The organism is Bradyrhizobium sp. (genome assembly GCF_004799405.1).
Lineage (GTDB): Bacteria > Pseudomonadota > Alphaproteobacteria > Rhizobiales > Xanthobacteraceae > Bradyrhizobium.
The window spans coordinates 53,712-79,768 of the sequence record NZ_SSMW01000122.1 but is presented as its reverse complement, the minus strand read 5'-3'; the positions used below and the strand labels follow the sequence as shown (position 1 = coordinate 79,768).

The window sequence follows — 26,057 nt, the reverse complement described above, 5'->3', positions numbered from 1 at the left end:
TTTTAAGAATTTGCCGTAGCGTAATCCCATGTCCGAGAATCGGAGAGCGCCTCGCTACGACGTATTGAAGGTTGGAGCGGTCAAGTTTGGCCGCCAGTCCGTCAATTGTCTGGTGCGCAACCTTTCCGCAACTGGCGCGGCAATCGAAATATCCAGCCGAACCGGCCTACCTGAGAGATTCGTGCTGGTAGTGCCGGGCGATCGATTGCAATTGGCCTGCCGTCTTGTGTGGCGCAAAGAACACCGGATCGGTGTCGCGTTCAGTTAGGCCGGGCCCCGCGGCGCTATATATTTCATGCGTATTGTTGAATAAGCCATTCGCGCAGGGGATTCTCGGTCTTGGCGACACTGTCTTGCAATGCGCGCCTGTCGACCGGCACTCGACGAAGATCAACGCTGATGACACCGGCCTCCTCCTCTACGACCGCGTATTCAGCATGTGCGAGGATGGTCGGGCGTCTTCCGGCAGCATACTCCTTGAAGGGCTGACCAACACTGCCAACGTTCAAGAGAAGACTGCCTTGATGCTGTCGCAACATCTGCACATGGGTGTGCCCGCCAGCCATAACTGTCGCTCGCTGTCCGCCAAGGAGAATATCCAGTTGTTCCGCCGTCGTGGTCGGGAGAATATCTTCCACATTTGAACGCGGCGACCCGTGGTAGAGCAGCATGGTGCCATTCGAACCAAGCGAAAGCCGCGCGACAGGCTTGAAGGAGGAGAGCCAGTCCAAACTTTCTTTCGACAGTTGTTTCTTGCACCAGTCGATGGCATCGAGGACGGGCACGGCTCGCGTGTAGGCTTTCACCCGTGCCGGTTCCAGCAGAAAGGCGTCGTGATTGCCCATGATACAGAGGCAATTCAGCTCGGCGAGCATTTCTACGGTCTGTCGGGGGGTCGGCCCCAGTGTGGCTACGTCGCCTAAACAAACAATCCGATCGACGCGTTGCCGCTTTATATCGGCAAGAACAGCGCGAAACGCTACGTCGTTTCCGTGGATATCAGATAGCAGTGCGACCCGCATTTTTCCTCCGCGGCGAAAGCGCTCCACCCTGGACAGCTAGCCAAGGCTAAAGCCGAAATCCAACGGATCGTGACCTCGATCGCGAAACGGGCAATTGCTGACAATGAGGCGAAGCCCCTCTTGGTCCCGGCACGGCAAGAGCTAACACGAATTGAAGCCGAACTTGCCACCTGCTGAAACTGACGCCGATGTCATCGAGCTTCATCCGCAGGCCGTTCAGCGGTTTAAGGAAAACGCAGAGGCTCTTGCCGATATTCCCGTTACCAAGGACGCCCTGCCCGATCTGGAATTCAGGGACCCATTCAGGTCGCTTGTGGAAAGGGTTCGAAGTGCCGGCTTTATCGATGGTAGCGGGAGAGGGACTCGAACCCCCGACCCCAGGATTATGATTCCCGTGCTCTAACCAGCTGAGCTACCCCGCCACGGCATCCATCGGCTTTGGCTCTTGATATGCCGCGGCCCGCGAACGCGCGGCATATAAGAAGCCGGTCAAGGGCATGTCAAGCAAACCTGCTCTTGGCTCCAAGTGCCTGCAAATCGCGGTTATTTCGGCCGGATCGTCGGGTCTCCGCCGGGACTGCCTGGCGGCGGGATCACCGGCGTGTTGCCGGTATCGGGGGTCGGTGCCCGCATTTGCGGATCAACACCGGCGGGCGGACACAATACGCCGTCGGATTTCGCCAGTTGATCGCTAAGCGGCTCGCGGCTTTGCCCTGTCGTGGCGCCCTCCGGCGCGATCTTTCCCTGCGCCGTCGATTGGGTCGGCGCGCAATTATAGGCAGGCACGGGCGGCACGATATGATCCGGTGGCGTCGCCGGCGCAGGCGGGCCTTGAGCTGCCGCCATGCCGGAGGCCGCCATCAGCACGCAGGAGATAAGGAGACACCGTTTGATCCGCATAGGTGGGAAACGGCGGACTCCGGCGGATGTTCCGTCGTTCCACGATCTCTCAGGATTTGCGGTAACGGATCAGCGAAAAATGCCCCATCGGCGGCATCGGCCGGCGCTCGGTCAGGCTGACGCCGCCATGTCTGGCCGCCCAGTCCACGAGCCGCGCCCATGGAAACTCCGGCCGCCAGCCGAGCCGGCGCGCCAGCGGCGCGAATGCCAGTTCGAAGATACGGCGCGGACCGCTCTCGGCGCCGATGTGATTGACCAGGATGAGTTCGCCGCCCGGCTTCAGCACGCGGATGAAATCATCCAGCGTGGCTTCGGGATCCGGCACCGCGGTGATGACATATTGCGCCACCACCGCGTCAAAGGACGAATCCGCAAACGCCAGGTTCCTGGCGTCCATCACCGCGAGCGTCTCGACATTGGCAAGGCCGAGTGCGCGCACGCGGCTCTGCGCCTTGCGCAGCATCGGTTCGGAAATATCGACGCCGCATATTTTGGTGGTGCGCGAATAATCCGACAGCGACAATCCGGTGCCGACGCCGACATCGAGAATCCGCCCGCCGATCCGGTCGGCTTCCGCGATGGTCGATTGGCGGCCGTGAGCGAAAACCTTGCCGAACACGAGATCGTAGACCGGCGCCCAGCGCCCATAAGCCTTTGCGACCCCCGCGCGGTCGATATCCCCAGCCATGCCCCGCCTTGAAAATGATCCGCCTGAAATTATCCGCGCATTGCCTCGGCCAGCAGCGGGGCAGTCGTTGCGCGCACGGCGCCGCTGGCCGCAGCGCTCTTGATGAAGCCGCCGCCGAGTACGCGCGCCTGCCCTGAAGGCGCATCGTAAAACACGCAAGCCTGGCCCGGCGATACGCCTTCTTCGCCGGCCACCAGTTCTACTTCATAACCGCCATCGGCGGCACGCAGCCACGCCGGCTGTGGCGCGCGGGTCGAGCGCACCCGCACGAAAATCTCGAGGCCCCCGCCGACCGCGCGGTCGAGCGCACCGTCGCCGATCCAGTTGACATCGCGCAGCACGATCCGGTCCATCCGCAAGGCCTCGCGCGGGCCGACCACGACGCGGCGGCTACCGGCATCGAGCCGCACCACATAGAGCGGCGCGCTGGAGGCGATGCCCAGTCCCCGCCGCTGACCGACCGTGAAGTGAACGATGCCCTGATGCTTGCCGATAATGCGGCCGCCGAGATCGACGATATCGCCGGGCAGGATCGCATTCGGCCGCAGCCGGCCGATAATGTCGGTGTAGCGCCCGGTCGGCACGAAGCAGATATCCTGGCTGTCCTGCTTGTCCGCGACTTCAAGCCCGAAGCGCCGCGCAAGGTCGCGCGCCTGCGGCTTGGTCATGTCGCCCAGGGGAAAGCGCAGGTAATCGAGTTGCTCGCGCGTGGTCGCGAACAGGAAATAGCTCTGGTCGCGATCGGCGTCGGCGGCGCAGACCAGCGCGCGCGATCCGTCGCCGAGCGGGCGCGACGCCACGTAATGTCCGGTCGCGAGCGCCGAAGCGCCAAGCTCGCGCGCCGTCGCCAAGAGATCGCGAAACTTGATCGAGCGGTTGCACTCGATGCACGGCACCGGCGTCTCGCCGGAGGCGTAGCTATCGGCGAAATTGTCGATCACCGATTCGCGAAAACGGTCCTCGTAATCCAGCACGTAATGCGGAATCCCGAGCCGCTCGGCGACATTGCGGGCATCGTGGATATCCTGCCCGGCGCAGCAGGCGCCCTTGCGATGGGTGGCCGCGCCATGATCGTAAAGCTGCAGCGTGATGCCGACGACATCGTAGCCCTCGGACTTCAACAGCGCAGCCGTCACCGACGAGTCGACGCCGCCGGACATGGCGACGACGATTCTGGTGTCCTGCGGACGCCCTTCGAGATCCAGACTGTTGAGCATGGCTTTAAGTCATCGATGCGATCGCGGCGGCATCGAACGTTCGCGATCAGGAAGAAGGGCGCAAAGCCCCGGAGCAAAAGCTGCTCTTTAATATAGGCCGTATTCCGGTGAGGCAATCGCATGGCCCCGTTTTGCAGGCGCGAAACGGCAAATCTTGCCGCCGGGCAAAAAAGGGGGCGCTGCCGCGGTTCCGCAGCCGGTCCGATCAGGACGTATGGCATTGATAAATATATGTATTTTTCGATACGGGGGATGGCCCGGTCCTTGCTGACGATAGGCCAGATTCATCGCAAGAGGCCGCCCGTGTTCAGCGTAACGCCAGATGCACCCGCCAACGTGCCTTTTCAAAGCGCGCCGCCGAGGCCTGCCCGGTTGGACCAACCGGCCGGAAACGATAGTTTTGCCGCACTGGTCGACAGCAACACAACCGCCGGCAGCACGCCCGCTCCGCCGCAGGACCAATCCCTCCCATCTCGCCGCTCCGATGATGCGCCGGCGCCCCCAGACAACAGAGGGTCGCAGAACGCCACCGCGGCCGACCAGGCAACGGCAAACAGCCCGGACAATTCCAACGCCGGCGTCCAACAGCCACCCGACGCCAATGTCGACGGCAAGGGCGATGCGGTTCAGCTACCCGCAGCGAAATCCGGGGCTTCGAAGAGCGGCGCGAAATCAACCGCAAAACCTTCTCTCGCCGGCAGCGAGCCCGCCGCCACGCCTTCACCCGATCCCACCGCCCTGGCGCTGCCCGGCGGACAGATCGTGACGACGCCGAATGCGGTCGCCGTTGCGATTCCCGTCGCGGTCGCCTTGACCAACGTGCCGGCAGCTTCGCCGGTATCCGGCAATCCCGCAGCGCCGTTGGCCATCGCGGCGGCAGCTATCGCCGCCAGCGCGTCCGTGGCACCCGCAGCAGCCGCACTACCAGCGCAGGCCGATACCGGCGCCGCAGCTACTGCGGCGGTGGCGACCGCAACCGTTTCGGATGCCGCCGCCGGCACAAAGGCGGAAATTCAAACGGCTGCAAGCAAGGCGGTCGCAGCACCAGCCGTCCAGCCGGCGACGCAACCCGACACAGCTACCGCAACCGCGGCGGCCGGTGTGGCGCTGGCGATGACCGCTACCGCGAAAACGCCGGTTGTTCAGAAGGCGACGTTCAAGGTTTCCGCCGAGGCGCCCGTTGGCAGCGCGACCTCCGACGACGCGGACGCCACGACGCACGCGACCGATCCGTCCGCAGCCGGCGTACCGGCCGGCAACACCAATCCCAGCCTCGCGCAACAACTCGCCGCCGCGGCCAAGCAAAAGACCACGGACGGAATTGCCGACCCGGCGAACGGCGATAACCTTGCCGGTCCCGCGCCGGTATCGACCCGCGAGCATCCGGCGCTCGCCAATGCGGTCAATGTTCCGGCCGATCCGCCCGATGCGGGCGCGCAGGCAGCGAGCGCGCTTCAGCCACAGTCCCAGACTGCCGCCGCCGCCACTATTCCCCCGGTCACGCTGGGTGTCTCGGCGGCCACGACCGCACCGGTGCCGTTGAGCGGCCTCGCGCTCGAGATCGCAGTATCGGCGCAGAGCGGCAAGAGCCGTTTCGAGATCCGGCTCGACCCGGCCGACCTTGGCCGCATCGACGTCCGCATCGATGTCGACAGCAATGGCCAGGTGACATCGCATTTGACCGTGGAAAAACCGGAAACGCTGTCGATGCTGCAACAGGACGCGCCGCAATTGCAGCGCGCGCTCGACGATGCCGGCCTCAGGACCGGCAGCAACGGCCTGCAATTCAGCCTGCGCGACCAATCTTCATCCGGCCAGAACGACAGCGGCAGCCGTAACGCGCGGCAGCTGGTGATCAGCGACGAAAACAGCATTCCCGCGGCGGTCGCGGGACAAACGTATGGCCGCGCGCTCGGATCGAGCAGCGGCGTGGACATCAGGGTCTGAGGAGACGGACATGGCAGCGACATCAGGCGTATCGAGCCCGGTGGTGTCGGGGACGACGCCCCTACCGGCCTCATCTCCCACCTCCACCGCTGCGGCCACCAACTCACTGGCTTCCCAGCAGATTGCCGGCAATTTTCAGAGCTTCCTGTTGCTATTGACCACGCAGTTGCAGAACCAGAATCCGCTCGATCCGCTGGACACCAACCAGTTCACCCAACAGCTCGTCGAATTCGCCGGCGTCCAGCAGCAGCTCAATACCAACGACTCCCTGGCGACGCTGGTCTCGCTGCAGCAGACCACGCAATCGACCCAGGCGCTGGGATTCGTCGGCAAGACGGCGGTGGTCAATGGCAGTACCGCGCAGCTGACCAACGGCGCCGCGACCTGGGAGCTCAGCATTCCCACCGCTTCGACCGTCAATATCAGCATCGCCAGCAGCACCGGGCAGACCGTCTTCACCGGCAGCTACGCCGTCCACGCCGGCAACAACCAGCCCTTCATGTGGAACGGCGAGGGCTCCGACGGCACGCAATGGCCCGCCGGCAATTATACCATGACGGCTACTGCCAAGGACGCTTCGAACAACAACGTGGCCATTTCAACCCAGATACAGGGCGTGGTCAGTTCGGTCGATCTCACCCAGTCGCCGCCGTTGCTGACGATCGGCGGCCAAACCTACACGGTGAACCAGATTCAGAGCATCGTCGATTAGTTGCCACCGCGCCTCGCAGCCACCGGACCGGCGGATAAAATTATCACTTCGTTCACAGTCTGCTTCAGCCTGGTTTCCTCGGGGACGCCGGGCCAAAGGTTTTTCAGGCATTTTCAAGGAGATTCTTATTGAAGCGGTAGGCTTAGGCAAATTTTAAGTCGCGGGGCGTAGGTTATTACGGTGAGTTCAGTGGTTGAGAGTTTGTGAGTACGCCATGACAGAGCCCCATCGCCCGAGGGTAAAATACGTCATCGGGCCCGATGGCAGTCCGTTAACAATTGCGGATCTGCCCGCGCCCGGGACCAAACGGTGGGTTATTCGCCGTAAGGCCGAAGTCGTTGCCGCGGTCCGCGGCGGCCTGCTCTCCCTAGAGGAGGCCTGCAGCCGCTACACGTTGACCGTCGACGAATTCCTGTCCTGGCAGTTTTCAATCGATCAGCATGGCCTGGCGGGGTTGCGCACCACCCGCATCCAGCAATATCGCCAATAAGCTCTCCCGAACCAACGGCATTTGACCGGGATCGGCCTCGCGAAAGCGGGGCCGATCCTTTTCATGTTGAACTTTCGCCACGGCCCTTAACCTTCGTTAACCATATCGAAACCATCCCATAGGCAATAATTGCCCAGTCGGCTCCGGGGGCCGAATCTTTGAGGGGCGGTCGGTTTGCAGGGTCTTGTGGGTTTCCTGAGGGGTCTGGGTGCTGCGCGGTTGATGGCGATGGTCGCGGTAACAGCCGCGCTGATCGGCTTCTTCGCGTTTGTCATCATGCGCGTCACCACGCCGCAGATGACGACGCTCTTTACCGACCTCAGCACCGAGGATTCCTCCGGGATCATCAAGGACCTGGAACGCCAGGCCATTCCCTACGAACTGCGCAATGAAGGCGCCATCATCATGGTGCCGAAGGACAAGGTCACGCGGCTGCGCATGAAACTCGCCGAGGGCGGCCTGCCCAAGGGCGGCGGGGTCGGCTACGAGATTTTCGACAAATCAGACGCGCTTGGCACCACCAGCTTCGTCCAGAACATCAACCATCTGCGGGCACTCGAAGGCGAATTGGCCCGCACCATCCGCGGCATCGACCGCATCCAGGCGGCCAGGGTCCATCTGGTGCTGCCCGAGCGTCCGCTGTTTTCCCGCGAGACGCCCGAGCCGTCAGCCTCGATCGTGGTGCGCGTGCGCGGCACGCTCGAACCGCAGCAGATCAGGGCGATCCGCCACGTGGTGGCCTCCGCCGTCAGCGGCCTGAAACCGCAGCGGGTCTCGATCGTTGACGAAACCGGTCAATTGCTCGCAGATGGCGCCACCGGCGATGCCGATAACGCCGTCGGCGACGAGCGCCGCGCCGGCTTCGAGAAGCGGATGCGCAATCAGGTCGAGGCGATCGTGTCTTCCGTGTTCGGTGCCGGCCGGGCGCGCGTCCAGCTCTCGGCCGACTTCGACTATAACCGGATCACCCAGACTTCGGACAAGTTCGACCCCGAAGGCCGGGTGCTGCGCTCAAGCCAGACCCGGGAAGAATCCAGCGCCACTGCCGACAGCAGCGGGCAGGTCACCGTCAACAATGAATTGCCGGGCGGTCAGCGGCCGGACGCCGCGGCGGTGCCGAAGGACCAGAGCAAGAAGAGCGAAGAAACCAACAATTACGAAATCTCCCACACCACCAAGACCGAAATAACCGAGGCCGGACGGGTCAACCGCATCTCGGTCGCGGTGCTGGTCGACGGCAGCTATGCCAAGAACGACAAAGGCGAGATGGTCTACAAGGAGCGCAGCAAGGAAGAGCTCGACCGCATCGCCGCACTGGTGCGCTCGGCGATCGGCTTCGATCAGAAGCGCGGCGACCAGGTCGAGGTCGTGAACCTGAAATTCGCCGAGGCGCCGGCGGCAATTCCCGTCGCCGAGCCGGCCGGACTGCTCGGCATGCTGCAATTCACCAAGGACGACGTGATGTACGTCATCGAGCTCGGCGTGATGATGCTGCTCGGTCTTGTGGTGCTGTTCATGGTGGTCCGGCCGCTGGTCAAGCGCATCCTCGCTTCCGAGGTCGTCCCGTCGTTTACCAGCGGCGGTACCTTGCCGGCACCGGTCGACGGCGGCGCGCAGCCGGCGGCAAGCGGCGGCCAAAGCCTCGTGCCCGGCAGCAACGCCACCTCGCAGATGATCGATGTCGCCCAGGTTCAGGGCCAGGTGCACGCACAGTCGGTGCATCGGGTCGGCGAACTGGCCGAGCGCAACCCGAACGAGACCGCTTCCATCATTCGTCAATGGCTCGCAGAGCCGGCGTGACCCGACATGGCCGTACCGCAAACCACCAGCAACCCCAACGATATCGGCACCGTCATCGCCACGCTGGCGAGCCGTCAGGGCAATCGTCCCAAAAGTCCGCCGTTGAAGGGCCCCAAGCGTGCCGCGATCCTGATGCTGGCATTGGGCGAGCAATATGGCGGCAAGGTCTGGTCGCTGCTCGACGACGATGAAGTGCGCGAATTGTCGATGGTGATGTCGACGCTCGGCACCGTCGAAGCCGACGTGGTGGAAGACCTGCTGCTCGAATTCGTCTCAAGGATGTCGGCATCCGGCGCGCTGATGGGGACATTCGACGCCACCGAGCGGCTGCTGCAGCAATACCTTCCGTCCGAGCGGGTCAGCGGCATCATGGACGAGATTCGCGGCCCCGCGGGCCGCAACATGTGGGAGAAACTCTCCAACGTCCAGGAAGAGGTGCTCGCCAACTATCTCAAGAACGAATATCCGCAAACCATCGCGGTGGTGCTGTCGAAGCTGAAGCCCGAGCACGCCGCGCGGGTGCTGGCCATCCTGCCCGAGGACATGGCGCTCGACGTGGTCGGCCGCATGCTGCGGATGGAGGCGGTGCAGAAGGAAGTGATCGAGCGCGTCGAACAGACGCTTCGTACCGAATTCATGTCGAACCTGTCGCAGACCCGCCGCCGCGACGCCCACGAGGTGATGGCCGAGATCTTCAACAATTTCGACCGCCAGACCGAAACCCGCTTCATCACCTCGCTCGAAGAGGAAGACCGCGAATCCGCCGAACGCATCAAGGCGCTGATGTTCACCTTCGACGACCTCATCAAACTGGACTCCGCGTCGGCCCAGACCCTGATGCGCCACGTCGACAAGGACAAGCTCGGCATAGCCCTCAAGAGCGCCAACGACGAAGTCCGCGGTTTCTTCCTCGGCAACATGTCGTCCCGCGCCGGCAAGATGCTGCTCGACGACATGGCCGCGCTCGGCCCGGTGCGCTTGCGCGACGTCGACGAGGCGCAGGCGCTGCTGGTCAACCTCGCCAAGGACCTGGCGGCCAAGGGCGAAATCATGCTGACCAAGAACCGCGCCGACGACGAGCTGGTGTACTGATGGCCGCCCCCGCAAAATTCCTGTTCGACATGGACTTCTCCGCGCCGGACCGGGCGCGCGAGCGGGCCGCGACCCCGTCGGAAATCGCGCAGAAGATCGCATCCGCCGAGGCCCGCGCCTATCGCGACGGGTACGACGCCGGGCAACGCGAGGCGAAGGCGGAGAGCGACCGCCGCACCGCGCTCGCGCTCGAGGAAATCGGGATCGCCATCCGGGCCATCGTGACCGGCTTTTCCGGCATTGAAACCCGGATGGAGACCGAGGCCGTCGATGTCGCCGTCGCGGTGGCGCGCAAATTGTGCAGCGAGTTGATTGCCTCCGAGCCGCTCGGCGAAATCACCGGGCTGGTAAACGACTGCTTCTCGCATCTGGTCTCGACGCCGCATCTGGTGGTCCGGATCAACGATTCGCTTTACGAGGCTGCGCGCGAGCGGATCGAACGAATGGCGAAACAAAGCGGCTTCGAGGGCCGCCTGGTGATCCTGGCGGAGCCGGAAATCGATACCGGCGATTGCAGGATCGAGTGGGCCGATGGCGGCGTCGTGCTGGAGCGCGCGGCGACCGAAGCAAAGATCAACGAACTTGTCGGGCGCTATATGGCGTCCCGCAATCAGGCCGAAACCGCGGCGATGAGGACTAGACCATGAGTGACACCGACGCACAGGTTCCGCTTCCTGACCTCAACGCCGCCGACGCGCCGGCGATCGGCGACGTGGCCTATCACGAGGACGAACAATCCGCGCGCGTTGCCGCCGACCTCGAAGCCGTATTCGACGTGCCGGTGCAGGTCTCGGCCGTGCTCGGCCGCTCGAAGATGGATGTCGGCGAGCTGTTGAAACTCGGACCCGGCACCGTGCTCGAACTCGATCGCCGCGTCGGCGAAGCCATCGACATCTACGTCAACAACCGGCTGGTGGCGCGAGGCGAAGTGGTTCTGGTGGAAGACAAGCTTGGCGTGACCATGACGGAAATCATCAAGGAAGAGCGCGCTTAGGGTTTTGACGATACCGCGCAGCAAAGAGCGCGAACAGACGAACAGGAGAACATCATGCGGCTTCTCATCGTTGGCACATTGAAGGGCCAGCTTACGACAGCCACCAAGATCGCGATGGACAACGGCGCTTCCGTCACCCACGCGGAGGACCACGAACAGGCCATGCGCGTGTTGCGCGGCGGCAAGGGCGCCGACCTGTTGCTGATCGATGTCGCCCTCGATATCCGCGACCTGGTGATGCGACTGGAGGCCGAACATATCCATGTCCCGATCGTCGCCTGCGGCATCTCCAACGACGCCCGCGCCGCGGTCGCCGCGATCCATGCCGGCGCCAAGGAGTACATCCCGCTGCCGCCCGATCCGGAATTGATCGCCGCGGTGCTCGCCGCCGTCGCCAACGATTCACGCGAATTGGTCTATCGCGACGAAGCGATGGCCAAGGTGATCAAGCTGGCGCAACAGATCGCGGGCTCCGACGCCTCGGTGATGGTCACCGGCGAATCCGGCACCGGCAAGGAAGTGCTGGCGCGTTATGTCCACATCCGCTCCAATCGCGCCAAGCGGCCGTTCATCTCGATCAATTGCGCGGCGATCCCCGAGCACCTCCTGGAATCCGAACTGTTCGGCCATGAAAAGGGCGCCTTCACCGGCGCGGTGGCGCGGCGGATCGGAAAATTCGAGGAAGCCACCGGCGGCACGTTGTTGCTGGACGAAATCTCCGAGATGGACGTGCGGCTGCAATCCAAATTGCTGCGCGCCATCCAGGAGCGGGTGATCGACCGGGTCGGCGGCACCAGGCCGGTACCGGTCGATATCCGGATCATCGCGACCTCGAACCGCAACCTGGCGGATGCCGTGCGCGAAGGCACCTTCCGCGAAGACCTGCTGTTCCGGCTCAACGTCGTCAACCTGAAGATACCGCCGTTGCGCGAGCGCCCGGCGGACATCCTGGAACTGGCGCAACACTTCGCCCGGAAATATGCCGACGCCAACGGCGTGCCGGTGCGGCCGATTTCCGCCGACGCAAGGCGGGTGCTGACGTCCAACCGCTGGCAGGGCAACGTCCGCGAACTCGAAAATACCATCCACCGTTCAGTGCTGATGGCGCAGGGCGACGAGATCGGCGTCGAGGCCATCCTGACGCCGGACGGCGACCGTCTCGACATTGCCAAGACCGTGCCGGCGGTGGCGCACGCCACCTTCGCCGCCGAACAGGTCACCCGCGCCTTGGTCGGACGCACGGTAGCCGACGTCGAGCGCGATCTCATACTGGAAACGCTGAAGCACTGCCTCGGCAACCGCACCCATGCCGCGAACATCCTCGGCATCTCGATTCGCACGCTGCGCAACAAGCTGAACGAATATGCCGACGGCGGATTGCCGATCACGCCGGCCGGCGCCGGCGATTTCCAACGGATGGCCGCGACGGCGTAAGGATCGCCGCAGTCTGGAATAAATCCGGCGCGGGGATCAGCTCGCGCCGGAACTATTTGAAGGCAGCACCGTTTTTCAAACAGAGCCATTCGCCGCACCCTGTTTGGAATCCGTCCATGTCGATGCTGCAACTCGATCCGCCGATCCCGGTTATCACCCCGAGGGGCGACGGATACGCCCATCTGCTGATCGACTATGGACCGGAATACAACCTGCTCTGGGTCTGCTTCCTCGACGATTCCGGCGAGTGCTGGACGTACGACAACACCCAGATCCGCGCCCAGAAGAACATCACCATGGGCCGCACCTTCGTCTCCCGCCATCACGCCAAGGCGCCGTCCGTTGCCGCCGAGTAGTTCGGGGCATCGGGCTTGCGAAAGATGTGGATGGGGTCGCCGGGCACCAGCGCACGCCCGGTAAACGCGGCATAGAAATACAGCGCAAGATAGGCGATCGCCAGCGTGCCGATCGCGTAAAATATCCAGACCGCGATTCGTTTCATCGCTGTTTCGCCGGGCGGCTACCCAGCGACCGCGGTCGCCGGTTTTGCCGGTGCGACGCTCACCGCCAGTTTGCCGTAGCGGTCCTTGAAGGCTTCGGTGTCGATTTCCTCGAGCTCGATCGCGCCGCTCATTACGCCGGCCTTCCACGCGTCGTGCTCGGGATCGGCGCGAAACTCGGGCATCACTTCCCTGGCGAACAGTTCGAGCGAGTCGCAGATGTGCTCGTGGCTGTTCTTGCCGGCCTGGTTAAGCAGGATCACCTGGTCGATATGCGAGTTGCGGAAGCGCCGCAACTTTCTGGCGATGGTTTCGGGCGAGCCGATCAGGCCGCCGCGCAACGCCGCCTCCTGGGCCTCCGGATTCTCGCGTTTCCACTTGTTGTATTCGTCCCACATGTTGACGGTGCCGGGCGCCGGGCGCGCCCGGTTCTGTCCTTGGCCGTAATAGCGCAGCGCAAACTGGAAGAAGGTGGCGCCGTCGGCGCGCGCCCGCGCCTCCTCGTCGGTTTTCGCGCACATGAAGAACGAGACCAGCGCCATGTTGGGGTTGATCTCGTAGTCCGCGAGCTTCTTCAGCCGCTTGGTGATGGCGTTGTAATAGGCATGCACCCAGGCATGCGCCGCGTCGGCGCTGACGAACTGAAAACCGAGCGCGCCGAAACCGTGCTGGCCCGCGCGCTCGATGGTCGGAAGCTGCGAGCATGCCATCCACAACGGCGGATGCGGTTTCTGAACCGGTTTCGGCACCACGTTGCGCAAGGGGATGTCGAAATACTTGCCGTGATGCTCGCTGCCGCCTTCCTTGAACATCGGGAAGATGGCGCGGACGGCCTCCTCGAATACTTCCTTTTTGGTTTCCATGTCGCGGCCGAACGGCGTCAGTTCGGTGATCGACGCGCTTTCGCCCATCCCGAATTCGCAGCGGCCGTTGCTCAACAGGTCGAGCACCGCGACGCGCTCGGCGACGCGGGCGGGATGATTGGTGGTGAGCTGGAGAATGCCGTGGCCGAGCCGGATGTTCCTGGTGCGCTGGGAGGCGGCGGCGAGAAACGATTCCGGCGACGGCGAATGCGAATATTCTTCCAGGAAATGATGCTCCACCACCCAGGCATGGTCGTAGCCGCAGCGGTCGGCGGTCTCGAGCTGCGTCAGCGCATCCTGGTAGAGCTTGAGCTCGCCGCCGGCTTGCCACGGTCGCGGCAACTGCAGCTCATAGAAAATGCCGAACTTCATGTTGGCCTCCCGCCAGCCGATCGTTGTTTTCACGCAGTGTATTCCCCGCCAACGCCGAGTCCAGCGTCCAGCCAATTCCGCGCCGCGGAAGACGGCTTGCACTGACGGCATGAATGGTTAGTTTTGCGGCCTGTGAGTCGTCGCTCAAATGCTCGGCCCTCCCTCCACCGAGACCCCATGCCCACCTTCACGCCGCATCAGGATTCCGCGCTGAAAGCCGTTGCCGACTGGCTGAAGGCAAAGCCCGGCAAGAACGGTACGCCGCCGATCTTCCGGCTGTTCGGCTATGCCGGCACCGGCAAGACCACCCTGGCGCGGCATATCGCCGATGGCGTCGACGGCGAGGTGAAGTTCGCCGCCTTCACCGGCAAGGCCGCGCTGGTGATGCGCAACAAGGGCTGCGACAACGCCTCGACGATCCACTCGCTGATTTACCGCGCACGCGAATCCGGGGTCGAGCAACCGAGTTTCGAATTGTGGGACGATGCGCCGGCGTCGAAGGCCAAGCTGATCGTGATCGACGAATGTTCGATGGTGGATGCGGAGCTCGGCCGCGACCTGATGTCGTTCGACTGTCCGCTGCTGGTGCTCGGCGATCCCGCACAACTGCCGCCGATCCAGGGCGGCGGCTTTTTTACCGACTGCGAGCCCGACGCGATGCTCACCGAGGTGCATCGCCAGGCGCAGAACGATCCGATCGTGCGGATGTCGATGGATGTGCGCGAAGGCCGCGACCTCGATATCGGGCGTTACGGCGAAAGCGAGGTGATATCGCGCGCCGAACTCGATCCGGACCGGGTGATGAGCGCCGATCAGGTGCTGGTCGGGCGCAACAATACGCGGCGCTCCTACAACATGCGGGTGCGGCAGAAGCAGCATATCGAGGATCCGCTGCCGGTGGCCGGCGACAAGCTGGTCTGCCTGCGCAACAACCGCAAGAAGGGCCTGTTCAACGGCGGGCTGTGGCGGGTGAAGTCGCGCGCGGCCTCGAAATCGAAAATCATCACCATGCGGCTGTCGCCCGATGAAGACTTCGGTCACAAGGTGACGAAGGTTTCGGTTCGCGTCGACTGCTTCGAGGGCGCCATCGAAACCATCCCGTGGGAGCAGCGCAAGCCCTATGACGAGTTCGATTACGGCTATGTGCTCACGGTGCACAAATCGCAGGGCTCGCAATGGGACGACGTGGTGCTGTTCGACGAGAGCTTTGCGTTCGGGGAAAGCCGTGGACGATGGCTCTATACCGGCATCACGCGCGCAGCGAAACGGTTGAGCGTGGTGGTGTAGCGATATCGGGAAACCTCATCCTGAGGAGCGCGTTCTTGCGTGCGTCTCGAAGGATAGGAGAGATGGGCTCTCATGGTTCGAGACGGCGCAAGCGCGCCTCCTCACCATGAGGGATTGAGATTACTTCCCCGCCACGAAGTAAAAATCTTCCCGGCCCGGCGGCGAGCCATAGGTGAACGGCTGCTGCTGGTGTTTGGATTCGCTCCAGACGTCGTCGCGGACGATGTCGAACAGCTTGCGGACTTCGACATGCGGCTGCTTGATGTCGCGCACCACCGCGGTGGCGAACGGGCTGTCGACGCCGTCGCCATCCAGCGCAGTCTCGCCATGCTTGGCGGCGTAGACGACCATGAAGCCGGCGGCGGGCTCGATATTGGAAAACCCCTTGTCGACCAGCTTCAACTCGATGGTCCGCTGCATGGTCGGTGCAAACGGATTGTCGCGGCAGGCATCCAGCATGACCAGACGCAGCTTGTGCGCGCCGCCGACCGCGGCGATCACCTGTTCCAGCGCCACCGCCTCGGTTTCGGCGTCCTTGTCCGCGGCCAGTCTGGCGTCGACCGGCACCAGGTAATTGACGCCGCCGATCTCGAAGCCATGGCCGGCATAATAGACCACGGCCCAGTCGGCCTTTTCCGCTTCGGTGGCGAAGGCCTTGAGCGTCTCGAAGAACTTGTCGCGGGTGAGATCGTTGGACAGCGTCACGGTCTGAAATCCGATGTCATGCAGCGCGCCGGCGATCAGCTTGGCGTCGCGCGGCGGATTGTCGAGCGGGTGCACGTTCTTGTACGCGCCGTTGCCGATAACCAGGGCGATGCGGCGAACCTTGTCCGGCGCCGTTGGCGCCTGCGGGGTCAGCGCGGCCAGCCGCTCACGCGCGATTTGACGCGCCAGCCCGGTTTCGAAATTGTCGTAAGGCGTCAGGGCGAACGCCGCGGACCGGTAGTCGGCGCGCGCCTGGGCCAGATCGTGTTTCTTCTCGAACAACTCGCCACGGCTGGCATGGGCACGCACATTATTGGGATTGAGGCCGAGCACGAAATTGAAACCCTGGAGTGCGGCATCCAGGTCGCCCTTGGCCAGATAGGCCTCGGCGCGGCTCACCAGCGGGAACTGGTATTTCGGCGCCTTTTCGATCACGCCGTTGCATTCGGCAATCGCCTCATCGAACTTGCCCATGGCTGTAAAGGCGAGGCAATGATAGTTGTGGGCCATCGGCACCGCCGGAAACAGCCGTTCGGCTTCGGCAAAATCCGCCAGCGCGCCGTCAAAGTCCTTGTTAACGGTGCGTACCCGCCCGCGGTCGGCAAGCGCCCGGTAGAGATCCGGCTTGAGTGCCAGCGCGGCGTTGAAATCGTCGAGCGCGCTTTGCAGCGCAGCCTTGCGCATATACAGCGTGCCGCGATTGTAGAGCGCGAGCGGCGATCGCGGGCGCATCTGCAGCACCAGATTGTAGTCCGCCATGGCGTGATCGTCGTCGCCCTTTTGCTCATAGGCAAAGCCCCGGGCGTTGATGTAATTGGCTTCGTCCGGATCGGCGTCGTGCGCCGCGTTGAACGCCGCAATCGCCTTGTCGTAGTTGCGCTTCTGCCCGAAGGTCTGGCCCCTGACCGCGTAGGCGAGCGCAAGATCCTTACCGGTGGTCTTCCCCCCTGCAATCAGCCTTTCGCACGCGTCCAGCCGTTCCGCCTTGTCCTCGGTCTGCTTGTTGCGGCAGGTCTCAAGGTCATCCGCCAGCATCGGGCCGGCCATCGCCGGCCTGAGGGGCGATACGACCAATATAACGGCCGATACAAACAGGGCGCGCAACATTTGCGGAACGCTCAGGGGCATGGTGGTTCGTCGTTCAATCGCCAGCGGGGTTCATTAAAAGCCAGTTTCGCAAAATTCGCCAGAGATCGGCCGCGATGTTTCGCGCCGGCCCCGTACCAGATAAACCCCTGCAATCACCCGGCTTTTATTCACGAACTCGTGTGCGTTCCGCAGTAACAACGGCGGTGCCGCCGCGTATCTTGGTAGATCGGGCGAAGCTCACGACGATTGCGAACCGCGGCTGCCGCTCTAGACTGCCCCCAATCCGCCGACTTGAAGAGGAATTCTCATGTCCCCCAGCCCATTCAGCCGCCTCTCGATCTGCGCCGCCACGGTCGGCGCGCTGGCTATCGCTGCCTTCGCGGTGGCGCCTTCGCGCGCGTCGGAAGACGCCGTGATCATCCCGGCTCCCGCCATCGATGCCCAGGCGTCCGACGCCATCCAGACCGCGGTGGTCGCGGGCGGCTGTTTCTGGGGCGTGCAGGGCGTGTTCCAGCACACCGCAGGCGTGGTCAACGCGGTCTCCGGTTATGCCGGCGGCAACAAGAGCACCGCCAGATACGACATCGTCAGCACCGGCTCGACCGGCCACGCCGAATCCGTCGAGATCAAATACGATCCGAAGAAAATCAGCTACGGCAAGATCCTGCAGATCTTCTTCTCGGTCGCGCACAATCCGACCGAGTTGAACCGCCAGGGGCCGGACAGCGGCACGCAGTACCGCTCGGCGATCTTCACCACCAATGACGAGCAGAAGAAGGTCGCGGACGCCTACATCGCCCAGCTCAACGCCGCCAAGGTCTATGACAAGCCGATCGTGACCAAGGTGGGACCGCTTGAGGGGTTTTACCCCGCCGAGAACTATCATCAGGACTACCTGACGCTGCACCCGAGCCAACCCTATATTGCCTACAACGATCTTCCGAAGATCGAGAACCTGAAGAAGATCTTTGCCGCCAACTACCTCGAAAAGCCGACGCTGGTGAGCAGCGCAAAAGTCACCAACTGAGCCGATTGAATCGTCGTTCCGGGATGTGCGAAACACGAGCCGGTGAGGGAAAATGACAATGACCGACACCAAAACCGCAAAAGTCGAGAAAACCGAGGCCGAGTGGCGCCGCGAATTGACGCCGACGCAGTACGCCGTGCTGCGCGAGAAGGCGACCGAACGGCCGTTCTCCGGCGAGTATGAGCACGAGCAGCGGCAGGGCACCTACACCTGCGCCGGCTGCGGACAAACCCTGTTCGAATCCGACGCCAAGTTCGATTCCGGCTGCGGCTGGCCGAGTTTCACCGCGCCCGCCGCGGAAAGCCATGTCGACGAGGAGCGCGACATCAGCCACGGCATGGTCAGGACCGAAGTGTTGTGCTCGAAGTGCAACGGCCATCTCGGCCATGTGTTCGACGACGGTCCCGGTCCGACCGGACTGCGTTACTGCATCAATTCGGCGGCGCTGAAACTGCAGCCGAAATAGACCCGCCCGGTTCCTGCGCTGGAACCAAGAGCCGGGATATGCTTTGTTCCCCGAGCGGGACGGCGGATTTCCATCCGCCGGCCGTTCTCGGGGGAAAGTGCCATGTCACTCGGTCTAATACTCGTCATCATCCTGATCATTTTCCTGCTCGGAGGCTTCAGCGGCCGGTTCGGCGGTTACGGCTACGGCATGGGCCATTCCGGAATGGGCATTGGCGGCGTCATCTTGGTGGTATTGATCATCCTTCTGCTGCTCGGCAAGCTCTGAGCCGCGTAGGACCTTGAAATAACAGACTTTATTCCGATCGCCCGACCGGCGCCGGCGGATTCATCATCACGCCTGTGAGGATTCGCATTTCTGTCAAACGAGCTTATATTAGGGGCTGTCCTGAAATGATGTGAACCGGCGCGCCGCCGAACGGCGGGCCAGCGCCATCGAACCGCTCGCGTCCGCGATAAAGAACCGTTCGCGTCCGCGATAAAAAGATCAGAGGTCCCTGACCATGGCTGCCTTCAGCTACAACACCGCCGCCGAATTATTCCCTGCCGCGATCCGCAAGAAGAAGCGGGCTGGTTTCGCCTATCGCCGTTTCGACACGGCGGCCGCCGCGGTGCAATTTGCGATCGAGGAATTGCCGGCGGATTCGCTGAACGGCGCCTATCTGCAGGTGGATGAAGCCCGCTTCGACCAGAGCGGCATCCGCACCCTTTATGAGAGCCAGGATTTTCCGCTGCCGCGCCGTCCGCGTGCGCCGGAGCCCGCGCCCGCCAGCAACGCTGCGGACGCCGACGCCGCCTAACCCTTTCGCACTGACGAAACGCGCTTCCGCCGGCGCATGATCTTTCGGATCGTGCGCTAGCCCGGTTGCTTGTCCATCCAGCGCCGCAGCAGCCGCACATTGCGGATGTTGGCGCGGAACATGACGTCGAAGGCATCCCCGGCTACCGGCACCGTTCCGACCACGCCCTGGATCGCGACATTCCCGAGCATCCGCGCGGTAACATGCCAGGGCGCGCCGAGCGCGCGCGCCTCGCGCACCAGCCACAGCGAGATCGCGGTGGTGATGATATCGCCGACCACCGGAATTAGATTGATAATGCCGTCGATGCCGTAGCGGATGTTGGTGCCGGGCACGATGAAAGCGATGTCGAGCAGCTTCGCCAGCGCATCGAGCCGCGCCAGCCGCTGCTCGCGAGTGAGATTGGCGAACGGATTGGCGCTGGAATTCCCGAAATCGATGCGGAAGCCGCGCGCCTGCGGCCCCAGCGATTCCTCGCGGATTTCGCGGCCCTCCTGATCGATGATCGGACCCTGCGGCCGCGGTCCGCGAAACGGCCGGTTCGCACGCGCAGAGCCAGGGGAGAAAATCTGGTCGTTCGACATCGCCATCAGATGGGTAACGCATGAGCCCGGCGCAAGTTGCGTCATGCCGCAGCTTTGGTCTCGACAGCCTGGGTCTCGACCCTGTGCGCCAGCCATGAGGAGATCATTGCGGGGATAAAACCCACCAGGCCGTAAAGCACGAACTGGACGGCGCCGCTGTCCGGCCCGCGTGAGCCGTAGATCAGTTCCGCCGCAAAAAACGCGATGACGCCGACGATCAGCATCCGGACCGCCCAGCCAATTCTCTTGACGTGGAAAAGGATGTCGTCCACCGCGGCGATCATCAGCGCCGGCAGGATGCCGAACAGGTAGCTAAATTGAAGCGTCGTGGCGAACACCGCGATAACTTTCTCGGTCTCGGCAAGGCTGGGCGGATGACTCCAGTATCCCGCCATCACCGTGGTCGTCAGCAGCAGCCAGAACCCGCCGAACAGCGGCACCAGCGCCGCAAAGATCAGATAGCGTTTCATGATGTCCCCCTTGCGCTTTTCGCGGAGCATAGCAGTTTCGCGCCAGCGCTCGTCAAGCAGATCCCGGATTTTGGAAATAGTAAAACAGCGACCAACCGCATTATCGGGCGGACGAGAAAGCCTGTGGCGATCCAGCCGAAGATGTCTCAGCCCATCTTCGCCCCGCTAGAGGGGATGCATCCCTATTCCCCCCACGCAGCGAATGCATCGTTGAACGCGCGTTCGCCGGGGGGGCCTTTTTCGATGGCGATGATGGCGCGGCGCTGGTTGGCGTAGACCAGCGGCACGTCGAACCACGAGCGCTCCTTCAGTAGCTGCAGGTTGCGCGAGCGGTCGGCCTCGACATTCGACAGCCCGACCAGGAAGAAGCCGTCGGTGACCTTGACCGCGAGGCCCGCCAGCGGCGTGCCGCGCGCCTGCTCGTTGGATTTCATCAGAATGCCCGGCACGTTGGCGACGCCGCCGCCGGCGAAATCCTGCGGCAGGATGAAGGTCAATTCCGCGGTGTGGCTGGCCGGCAGCGAGGTGTCGGTGTTGCGGCGGAACGACATCGTCATCTTGAACTTGCGGTCGGGTATCTCGATATCGGCGCGCACCGCCAGATCGGCGTTCTGGCCGGCCCCGGCCTTGATCGTTTCGGTGCGCCAGACCACCGAGCCGACATATTGCTTGCCCTTGGGATCGGCAGGATCCTCGTCATACAGCACCACCCGCTGCGCCACCGGCGCGACCTGTTCGGTGGACGGCGGCTGGCCGACGCGGTCGGGTATCTTCGGCTTCGACAGCGGCGCCGAAGTATCCTTTGGCGCTTCCACCACCGTCGCGGCGGGCTTGAACAGCCCGCTCACGGCCGTCACCACCGACCTGCCCCACAGCACCGCGGCGGGAACCACGATCAGGACGATGCCGACCGCGATCGCGCTCTTGAACGGAAACTGCGCGCCGGTGCCGGTGCGCCGCTTCGGCTCGCGGTCCATTTGCGGACGCGGGCGCAACGCCGGCTGTTGCGGCGGCGGCGCGTAGCGTTCGGCCTCTTCCGCCGACTCGTCATAGGAATACGACGCGTCGGGATCGGCGCCGCGGTTCTCCATTCCCGGCTCGAGCCGGTCGAACTCGGGCGACGGCGACGGCACGTTGGCATAGGTTTTTCGCGCGGCGCGGCTGGCCTGGGCCGCGGCGCGGCCGAGATCATCGGCATCGGCGGTGATGTCGCGGAAGCCGCGCATGCCCGGCGCCTGCGGCGGAGTATTGTCATAGCCGCGGCGCGGCGCGCCGGTCCTTTCGCGGGTCGGCGGCAGCGCGGGATCCTGCATCGGGACCTGCGGCTGGGATGACGGCGGTTGCGGCCGCGGCAACGGCGCGTCGGCGCGCAGATTGCGCTGCGTGCGCTGGTCCTGTCGCTCCGGCCGGTCTTCCTGTCCGAGCGGCGGGCGATCGTTCCGCGATGGCGGCGACGAAGGGCGCGGTTGCGATGCAGGAGACGCCGGCTCGCCTGGCCTGCCGGCCGGCCGGGTGTTGGCGCGGAAGGCGTCGCCGGCGCGGGCGCCGCCGCGCGAAGCATCGCGGGCACGCTGGGCGGCTTCGGATTCGACCTTGCGCACGGCCTCTTCCAGCGACAGCCGCTCGCGGGTGATTTCGGCTTCGCTCAAGGGCGGTTGCACGCTGCGCAGCTGACCGATCAGCGCCTCGCGCGCGCGCACATAGAGCGCGCGGCGGCTCTCGCCGGGGGCACTGGGATCCAGTCCGGCAATGGCGCGGGCAATCAGCGGGTAGTAATCAGCCATCTCTGCTCAACATGGGGGCTTTCCGGTAACATCTCGTTAAGCCTCGAACGGGTTCTGAACCAGAATAGTATCTTCGCGTTCCGGGCTGGTGGAAAGTAAGGCAATCGGACATCCCACCAATTCCTCGACCCGGCGGACGTATTTGATGGCCTGCGCCGGCAAATCCGCCCAGGAGCGGGCATGGGCGGTCGGCTCCTTCCAGCCCTCGATGGTCTCGTAAACCGGCTTGATTCGGGCCTGCGCCCCCTCGCCAGCCGGCAGATGGTCGATTTCCTTGCCGTCCAGCGTATAACCGGTGCAAACCTCGATCGAGTCGAAGCCGTCGAGAATATCGAGCTTGGTCAGTGCCAGGCCATGGATGCCGCAGGTTCGCACGGTCTGGCGCACCAGCACCGCGTCGAACCAGCCGCAGCGGCGCTTGCGGCCGGTATTGACGCCGAATTCCTTGCCGCGGCGGCCGATCTCCTCCCCGATCGCATCGTGCAATTCGGTCGGGAACGGCCCCTGCCCGACCCGGGTCGTATAGGCCTTGCAGATCCCCAGCACATAACCGACCGCGCTCGGTCCCATGCCGGTGCCGGTCGCCGCCTGCGCCGCCACGGTGTTGGACGAGGTGACGTAGGGATAGGTGCCGTGGTCGACATCCAGCAGCGCGCCTTGCGCGCCCTCGAACAGGATGCGCTTGCCCTCGCGGCGTTTCTGGTCGAGCAACCGCCACACCGTTTCCGCATAAGGCAGCAATTTCGGCGCCAGCGCGGTCAACTCTTTCAGGATTCCGCCGCCATCGATTTCTTCCAGGTTGAGGCCGCGGCGCAGCGCATTGTGATGCGCCAGCAGGCGGTCGATCTTGTGCGGCAGCGTATCCAGATCGGCGAGATCCATCAGCCGGATCGCGCGGCGGCCGACCTTGTCCTCGTAAGCCGGCCCGATGCCGCGCCTCGTGGTGCCGATCGCGGTGATCGCATTGGAAGATTCACGGATCGAATCGAGATCGCGATGCAGCGGCAGGATCAGCGTGACGTTTTCGGCGACCCGCAGGTTTTCCGGGCTGACGGCGACGCCCTGGCCCTTGAGTTTGGCCACCTCGTCGAGGAACGCCTGCGGATCGAACACCACGCCGTTGCCGATCACCGCAAGCTTGGAGGGCCGCAACACGCCGGAGGGCAACAGCGCCAGCTTGTAGGTTTCGCCGTTGATGACCAGGGTGTGGCCGGCATTGTGACCGCCCTGGAAGCGCACGACGATGTCGGCCTGCTCCGACAACCAGTCGACGATTTTGCCCTTCCCCTCGTCGCCCCATTGCGCGCCGACGACAACAACATTGGCCATTTCGCTGAAGTCCCTGCAGCTTGATGATGCGCCCAGCCTAAATCACGGCCGGGGCCGCTCGCATGCGAGGCATCCCATCGGATAAAGGATGCGGGCTATCGACGCAAGCCGCAACGCCCGCAAGGAAGGGTCCCGAATCGGATTCAACGCGTTGATATCCCATAAAAATTCGTAACTATGGCTACGGTGCGGCAGCGCCACCCGACCAATGGACACGGCGCCGGCCGGTTGTGAGAGGACATCCGGTCCCACCTGCGCCTATCGAGCCTTTTCTTTCTCTTTGCACATCACTTCGCGGTCCACCTGCCACAGCGAGATGCGCTGATCCGGCGGCAGATACATCGCATCGCCGGGCTTGACCGCGAAAGCGTCGACGAAGGCGCTCTGGTTGCGCAGCGTGCCGTCGGCGCGGAACTGTCCGGGCGAATGCGGATCGACCTTGAGGCGTTCGATGCGGAATGCATCGCGGACCTTGTCGTGCCAGATTTGCGCGAAACTGATGAACAGGCGCTGCGCGCCGGTGTAGCTGTCGATCACCGGCGCGGGGCAGCCGCCGAGCGACAGGCGATAGGCCCGCTCGGCAATCGCAAGGCCGGCATTGTCGGCGACGTTTTCACCCAGCGTCAACGCGCCGTTGACGTGATAGCCGGGCAGCGGGCTAAAGGCGTCGTACTGCGCGACAAGGCTGCGGGTCTTGCCTTCGAACCGTTCGCGATCCTCTTCCGTCCACCAGTTGCGCAGATTGCCTTCGCCGTCGAAACGGCTGCCCTGATCGTCGAAGGCGTGGCTGATCTCGTGGCCGATCACCGTGCCAATGCCGCCGTAATTGGCGGCATCGTCGGCGCCGGCGTCGAAGAACGGCGGTTGCAGGATGCCAGCCGGAAAGACGATCTGGTTGCGGCTGGCGCTGTAGAATGCATTGACGGTCTGCGGCGCGGTAAACCATTCGGCGCGGTCGACCTCGCGGCCGAGCTTGGCCATCCAGAAATCGTAGATGAAGCGGCGCCCGCGCATGACGTTGCCGACGAGATCGTCGCGCCGGATCGCCAGCCCGGAATAGTCGCGCCACTTGTCGGGATTGCCGATCATCGGGCGGATCGCCGCCAGCTTGTCGAGCGCCTGGCGGCGGGTCTCGGGGCCCATCCAGTCGAGCGTCGAAATGCTTTCGCGATAGACCGCGATCAGGTTGGCGATCATGGCATCGGCCCTGGCCTTGCTGGCCGGCGGAAAATAGCGTTCGACATAGAGCCGGCCGAGCGCAAAAGAGAGCAAGCGATCGGTCAGTGAAACGCCGCGCTTCCAGCGCGGCTGGATCTCCGGCACGCCGCGCAGCGTGTGCTGCTCGAAGGCAAAATCCTCGGCGACATAGGGCGCCGAAAGATAGGGCGCATAGGCGCTGAGCAGGTTGTAGGTCAGATAGGCCTGCCAGGTCGCCAGCGGCACCTCGCGCAAAACCCCGCCGACGCCGTCGAAATAGCTCGGCTGCGCCACGATCAGGGTATCAACGTCCGCCCCGACGCCACCGGCGGAAAGGTAAGACGGCCAATCGTCATTGCCGACCAGCGCCGGAAGTGCCGCGATATCGCGTTTGTTGTAGGTCTTGAGCGGGTCGCGGTTTTCGACCCGCGTCCATTGCAGGCGCGCCAGCGCAGTTTCAAGCGCGACGATGGCGTCGGCGCTGGTGTCGGCCGCCGGCTCGCCGGCGAGCGTGAGCAATTTGACGATGTGGTCGCGATAGGCGGTCCGGATCGCCTGAAAATGCGCGTCGTCCTTGAGATAGTAATCGCGATCCGGCAGGCCCAGACTGCTTTGCTCCAGATGCGCGACGTAGCGCGTCGCATCGTGCTCGTCCGGCGCAATGTTCAGTCCCCAGGGGATGCGCACCTGAAGGCGGGACAAATAGGCGAACAATGCGGGCAGCGCCGCCTTGTCATGGAGGTCGTGGATGCGTCGCAGTTCGTCGCGCAGGCCGTCGAGGCCCGCAGCCTCGACGCGCGCCTCGTCCATGAACGAACCGTAGAGATCGCTGAGCTTGCGCGGCTCACTGCCATCGGCGCTGCCGGGATCGATGCCCTCGATCACGTCGCGCAATTGCTGCTGGGTCGCCTCGCGCACCACCGAGAAGGTGTCCCAGGCGGCGCGGTCGGCCGGTATCGGCGTCGCCGCCAGCCACTTGCCGTTGGCGAATTGCCAGAAATCCTCCTGCGGCCGCACCGCCGGATCGATCGACGACAGGTCGATGCCGGAACGCGGTTCCGCCATCGCCGCCGCCGGAAAGGCCGCACCGATCACCAAAGCGAGAATGAATTTCCGCAACATGGCCGCAGGATAGACCAACGCGCCGGAGTTTTCCAACCGTCGGAACAAAAGGCGGGAATGCCGCTTTCGCGCATGGTCGCGATGCATCTGAACCATTGATGCGCGGTGAAAATCCGTGTCTGTGAAGCGTGCCGGGCTACATTTCCGGCCCGGCACCGAACGCCGGG

The 26,057-nt window shown here is 63.8% G+C and carries 27 protein-coding genes and 1 tRNA gene; 15 read left to right on the top strand and 13 right to left on the bottom strand.

Features of this window, described 5'->3' with window-relative positions:
* The first annotated feature begins 28 nt into the window (after nt 1-28).
* Complete coding sequence (locus tag E7813_RS19500) at nt 29-268, top strand: PilZ domain-containing protein (protein WP_291576670.1); 240 nt, start codon at nt 29-31, stop codon at nt 266-268.
* A 25-nt stretch (nt 269-293) separates the two neighbouring features.
* On the opposite strand, the gene E7813_RS19495 is transcribed toward E7813_RS19500, so the two are convergent.
* The 5 genes from E7813_RS19495 to mnmA all read right to left on the bottom strand — a co-directional run bounded on the left by E7813_RS19495 (nt 294) and on the right by mnmA (nt 3,827).
* Nucleotides 294-1,022 (bottom strand): metallophosphoesterase family protein, encoded by a 729-nt coding sequence (locus E7813_RS19495; RefSeq protein WP_291576668.1) that lies wholly within the window; start codon nt 1,020-1,022, stop codon nt 294-296.
* A gap of 345 nt (nt 1,023-1,367) precedes the next feature.
* Nucleotides 1,368-1,444 (bottom strand) — tRNA-Met (locus tag E7813_RS19490).
* 121 nt (nt 1,445-1,565) lie between these two features.
* The gene (locus E7813_RS19485; RefSeq protein ID WP_291576666.1) at nt 1,566-1,922 is read right to left on the bottom strand and encodes a hypothetical protein; all 357 of its coding nucleotides are present in this window, start codon (nt 1,920-1,922) and stop codon (nt 1,566-1,568) included.
* 49 nt (nt 1,923-1,971) lie between these two features.
* Nucleotides 1,972-2,610 carry a class I SAM-dependent methyltransferase gene (locus tag E7813_RS19480; protein WP_291576665.1) on the bottom strand — a complete coding sequence of 213 codons (639 nt, stop codon included), beginning with the start codon at nt 2,608-2,610 and terminating at the stop codon, nt 1,972-1,974.
* Between the two features lie 29 nt (nt 2,611-2,639).
* Nucleotides 2,640-3,827 carry a tRNA 2-thiouridine(34) synthase MnmA gene (mnmA, locus tag E7813_RS19475; protein WP_291576663.1) on the bottom strand — a complete coding sequence of 396 codons (1,188 nt, stop codon included), beginning with the start codon at nt 3,825-3,827 and terminating at the stop codon, nt 2,640-2,642.
* Nucleotides 3,828-4,199: 372 nt separating this feature from the next.
* Here mnmA and E7813_RS19470 point away from each other — a divergent pair, with 372 nt between their 5' ends.
* The 9 genes from E7813_RS19470 to E7813_RS19430 all read left to right on the top strand — a co-directional run bounded on the left by E7813_RS19470 (nt 4,200) and on the right by E7813_RS19430 (nt 12,652).
* Nucleotides 4,200-5,774: a flagellar hook-length control protein FliK gene (locus E7813_RS19470; RefSeq protein ID WP_291576661.1), complete on the top strand. Its 1,575-nt coding sequence runs from the start codon at nt 4,200-4,202 to the stop codon at nt 5,772-5,774.
* 10 nt (nt 5,775-5,784) lie between these two features.
* Nucleotides 5,785-6,486 (top strand): flagellar hook capping FlgD N-terminal domain-containing protein, encoded by a 702-nt coding sequence (locus E7813_RS19465; protein ID WP_291576659.1) that lies wholly within the window; start codon nt 5,785-5,787, stop codon nt 6,484-6,486.
* 214 nt (nt 6,487-6,700) lie between these two features.
* Nucleotides 6,701-6,976, top strand: a complete 276-nt coding sequence (locus tag E7813_RS19460) for a DUF1153 domain-containing protein (RefSeq protein WP_002714638.1) — start codon at nt 6,701-6,703, stop codon at nt 6,974-6,976.
* Nucleotides 6,977-7,150: 174 nt separating this feature from the next.
* The gene (gene fliF / locus E7813_RS19455; RefSeq protein ID WP_291576657.1) at nt 7,151-8,776 is read left to right on the top strand and encodes a flagellar basal-body MS-ring/collar protein FliF; all 1,626 of its coding nucleotides are present in this window, start codon (nt 7,151-7,153) and stop codon (nt 8,774-8,776) included.
* A 6-nt stretch (nt 8,777-8,782) separates the two neighbouring features.
* Nucleotides 8,783-9,868 (top strand): flagellar motor switch protein FliG, encoded by a 1,086-nt coding sequence (gene fliG, locus E7813_RS19450; RefSeq protein WP_291576655.1) that lies wholly within the window; start codon nt 8,783-8,785, stop codon nt 9,866-9,868.
* Nucleotides 9,868-10,515 carry a FliH/SctL family protein gene (locus E7813_RS19445; RefSeq protein ID WP_291576651.1) on the top strand — a complete coding sequence of 216 codons (648 nt, stop codon included), beginning with the start codon at nt 9,868-9,870 and terminating at the stop codon, nt 10,513-10,515. Before fliG ends, E7813_RS19445 begins: the two co-directional genes overlap by 1 nt.
* Nucleotides 10,512-10,862: a flagellar motor switch protein FliN gene (gene fliN, locus E7813_RS19440; protein ID WP_291576649.1), complete on the top strand. Its 351-nt coding sequence runs from the start codon at nt 10,512-10,514 to the stop codon at nt 10,860-10,862. The genes E7813_RS19445 and fliN overlap by 4 nt, the downstream gene beginning before the upstream one ends.
* A gap of 54 nt (nt 10,863-10,916) precedes the next feature.
* A complete protein-coding gene (locus E7813_RS19435) occupies nt 10,917-12,296 on the top strand; it encodes a sigma-54 dependent transcriptional regulator (protein ID WP_291576648.1) in 1,380 nt (459 codons plus the stop codon).
* A 116-nt stretch (nt 12,297-12,412) separates the two neighbouring features.
* Nucleotides 12,413-12,652, top strand: coding sequence for a hypothetical protein (locus tag E7813_RS19430; RefSeq protein ID WP_291576645.1), 240 nt, complete (start codon nt 12,413-12,415; stop codon nt 12,650-12,652).
* On the opposite strand, the gene E7813_RS19425 is transcribed toward E7813_RS19430, so the two are convergent.
* Nucleotides 12,619-12,798 carry a hypothetical protein gene (locus E7813_RS19425; RefSeq protein ID WP_291576643.1) on the bottom strand — a complete coding sequence of 60 codons (180 nt, stop codon included), beginning with the start codon at nt 12,796-12,798 and terminating at the stop codon, nt 12,619-12,621. The two genes, E7813_RS19430 and E7813_RS19425, sit on opposite strands and share 34 nt — an antisense overlap.
* Before the next feature lie 18 nt (nt 12,799-12,816).
* Nucleotides 12,817-14,031, bottom strand: coding sequence for an LLM class flavin-dependent oxidoreductase (locus E7813_RS19420; protein WP_363331191.1), 1,215 nt, complete (start codon nt 14,029-14,031; stop codon nt 12,817-12,819).
* A 177-nt stretch (nt 14,032-14,208) separates the two neighbouring features.
* Here E7813_RS19420 and E7813_RS19415 point away from each other — a divergent pair, with 177 nt between their 5' ends.
* Nucleotides 14,209-15,318: an ATP-dependent RecD-like DNA helicase gene (locus E7813_RS19415; RefSeq protein WP_291576641.1), complete on the top strand. Its 1,110-nt coding sequence runs from the start codon at nt 14,209-14,211 to the stop codon at nt 15,316-15,318.
* A 120-nt stretch (nt 15,319-15,438) separates the two neighbouring features.
* Here the strand turns inward: E7813_RS19415 and E7813_RS19410 are convergent, their stop codons facing one another.
* Complete coding sequence (locus tag E7813_RS19410; protein ID WP_291576678.1) at nt 15,439-17,130, bottom strand: caspase family protein; 1,692 nt, start codon at nt 17,128-17,130, stop codon at nt 15,439-15,441.
* Between the two features lie 289 nt (nt 17,131-17,419).
* Here E7813_RS19410 and msrA point away from each other — a divergent pair, with 289 nt between their 5' ends.
* The 4 genes from msrA to E7813_RS19390 all read left to right on the top strand — a co-directional run bounded on the left by msrA (nt 17,420) and on the right by E7813_RS19390 (nt 19,404).
* On the top strand, nt 17,420-18,139 hold the full coding sequence (gene msrA / locus E7813_RS19405) for a peptide-methionine (S)-S-oxide reductase MsrA (RefSeq protein WP_291576639.1): 720 nt from the start codon (nt 17,420-17,422) through the stop codon (nt 18,137-18,139).
* Between the two features lie 58 nt (nt 18,140-18,197).
* Nucleotides 18,198-18,605, top strand: a complete 408-nt coding sequence (gene msrB, locus E7813_RS19400; RefSeq protein WP_291576637.1) for a peptide-methionine (R)-S-oxide reductase MsrB — start codon at nt 18,198-18,200, stop codon at nt 18,603-18,605.
* Between the two features lie 102 nt (nt 18,606-18,707).
* A complete protein-coding gene (locus E7813_RS19395) occupies nt 18,708-18,872 on the top strand; it encodes a DUF3309 family protein (RefSeq protein WP_291576635.1) in 165 nt (54 codons plus the stop codon).
* 235 nt (nt 18,873-19,107) lie between these two features.
* The gene (locus E7813_RS19390) at nt 19,108-19,404 is read left to right on the top strand and encodes a hypothetical protein (RefSeq protein ID WP_291576634.1); all 297 of its coding nucleotides are present in this window, start codon (nt 19,108-19,110) and stop codon (nt 19,402-19,404) included.
* A 56-nt stretch (nt 19,405-19,460) separates the two neighbouring features.
* Here E7813_RS19390 and E7813_RS19385 read toward each other — a convergent pair whose 3' ends face one another.
* The 5 genes from E7813_RS19385 to E7813_RS19365 form a co-directional block, all read right to left on the bottom strand.
* Nucleotides 19,461-19,994 carry a DUF4112 domain-containing protein gene (locus E7813_RS19385; protein WP_291576676.1) on the bottom strand — a complete coding sequence of 178 codons (534 nt, stop codon included), beginning with the start codon at nt 19,992-19,994 and terminating at the stop codon, nt 19,461-19,463.
* 35 nt (nt 19,995-20,029) lie between these two features.
* On the bottom strand, nt 20,030-20,458 hold the full coding sequence (locus tag E7813_RS19380) for a DUF5413 family protein (RefSeq protein ID WP_291576632.1): 429 nt from the start codon (nt 20,456-20,458) through the stop codon (nt 20,030-20,032).
* Between the two features lie 182 nt (nt 20,459-20,640).
* Nucleotides 20,641-22,242, bottom strand: a complete 1,602-nt coding sequence (locus E7813_RS19375) for a hypothetical protein (protein ID WP_291576630.1) — start codon at nt 22,240-22,242, stop codon at nt 20,641-20,643.
* A gap of 36 nt (nt 22,243-22,278) precedes the next feature.
* Complete coding sequence (locus E7813_RS19370) at nt 22,279-23,571, bottom strand: adenylosuccinate synthase (RefSeq protein WP_291576628.1); 1,293 nt, start codon at nt 23,569-23,571, stop codon at nt 22,279-22,281.
* Nucleotides 23,572-23,829: 258 nt separating this feature from the next.
* Nucleotides 23,830-25,890: a M13 family metallopeptidase gene (locus tag E7813_RS19365; RefSeq protein ID WP_291576626.1), complete on the bottom strand. Its 2,061-nt coding sequence runs from the start codon at nt 25,888-25,890 to the stop codon at nt 23,830-23,832.
* Nucleotides 25,891-26,057: the final 167 nt, after the last annotated feature.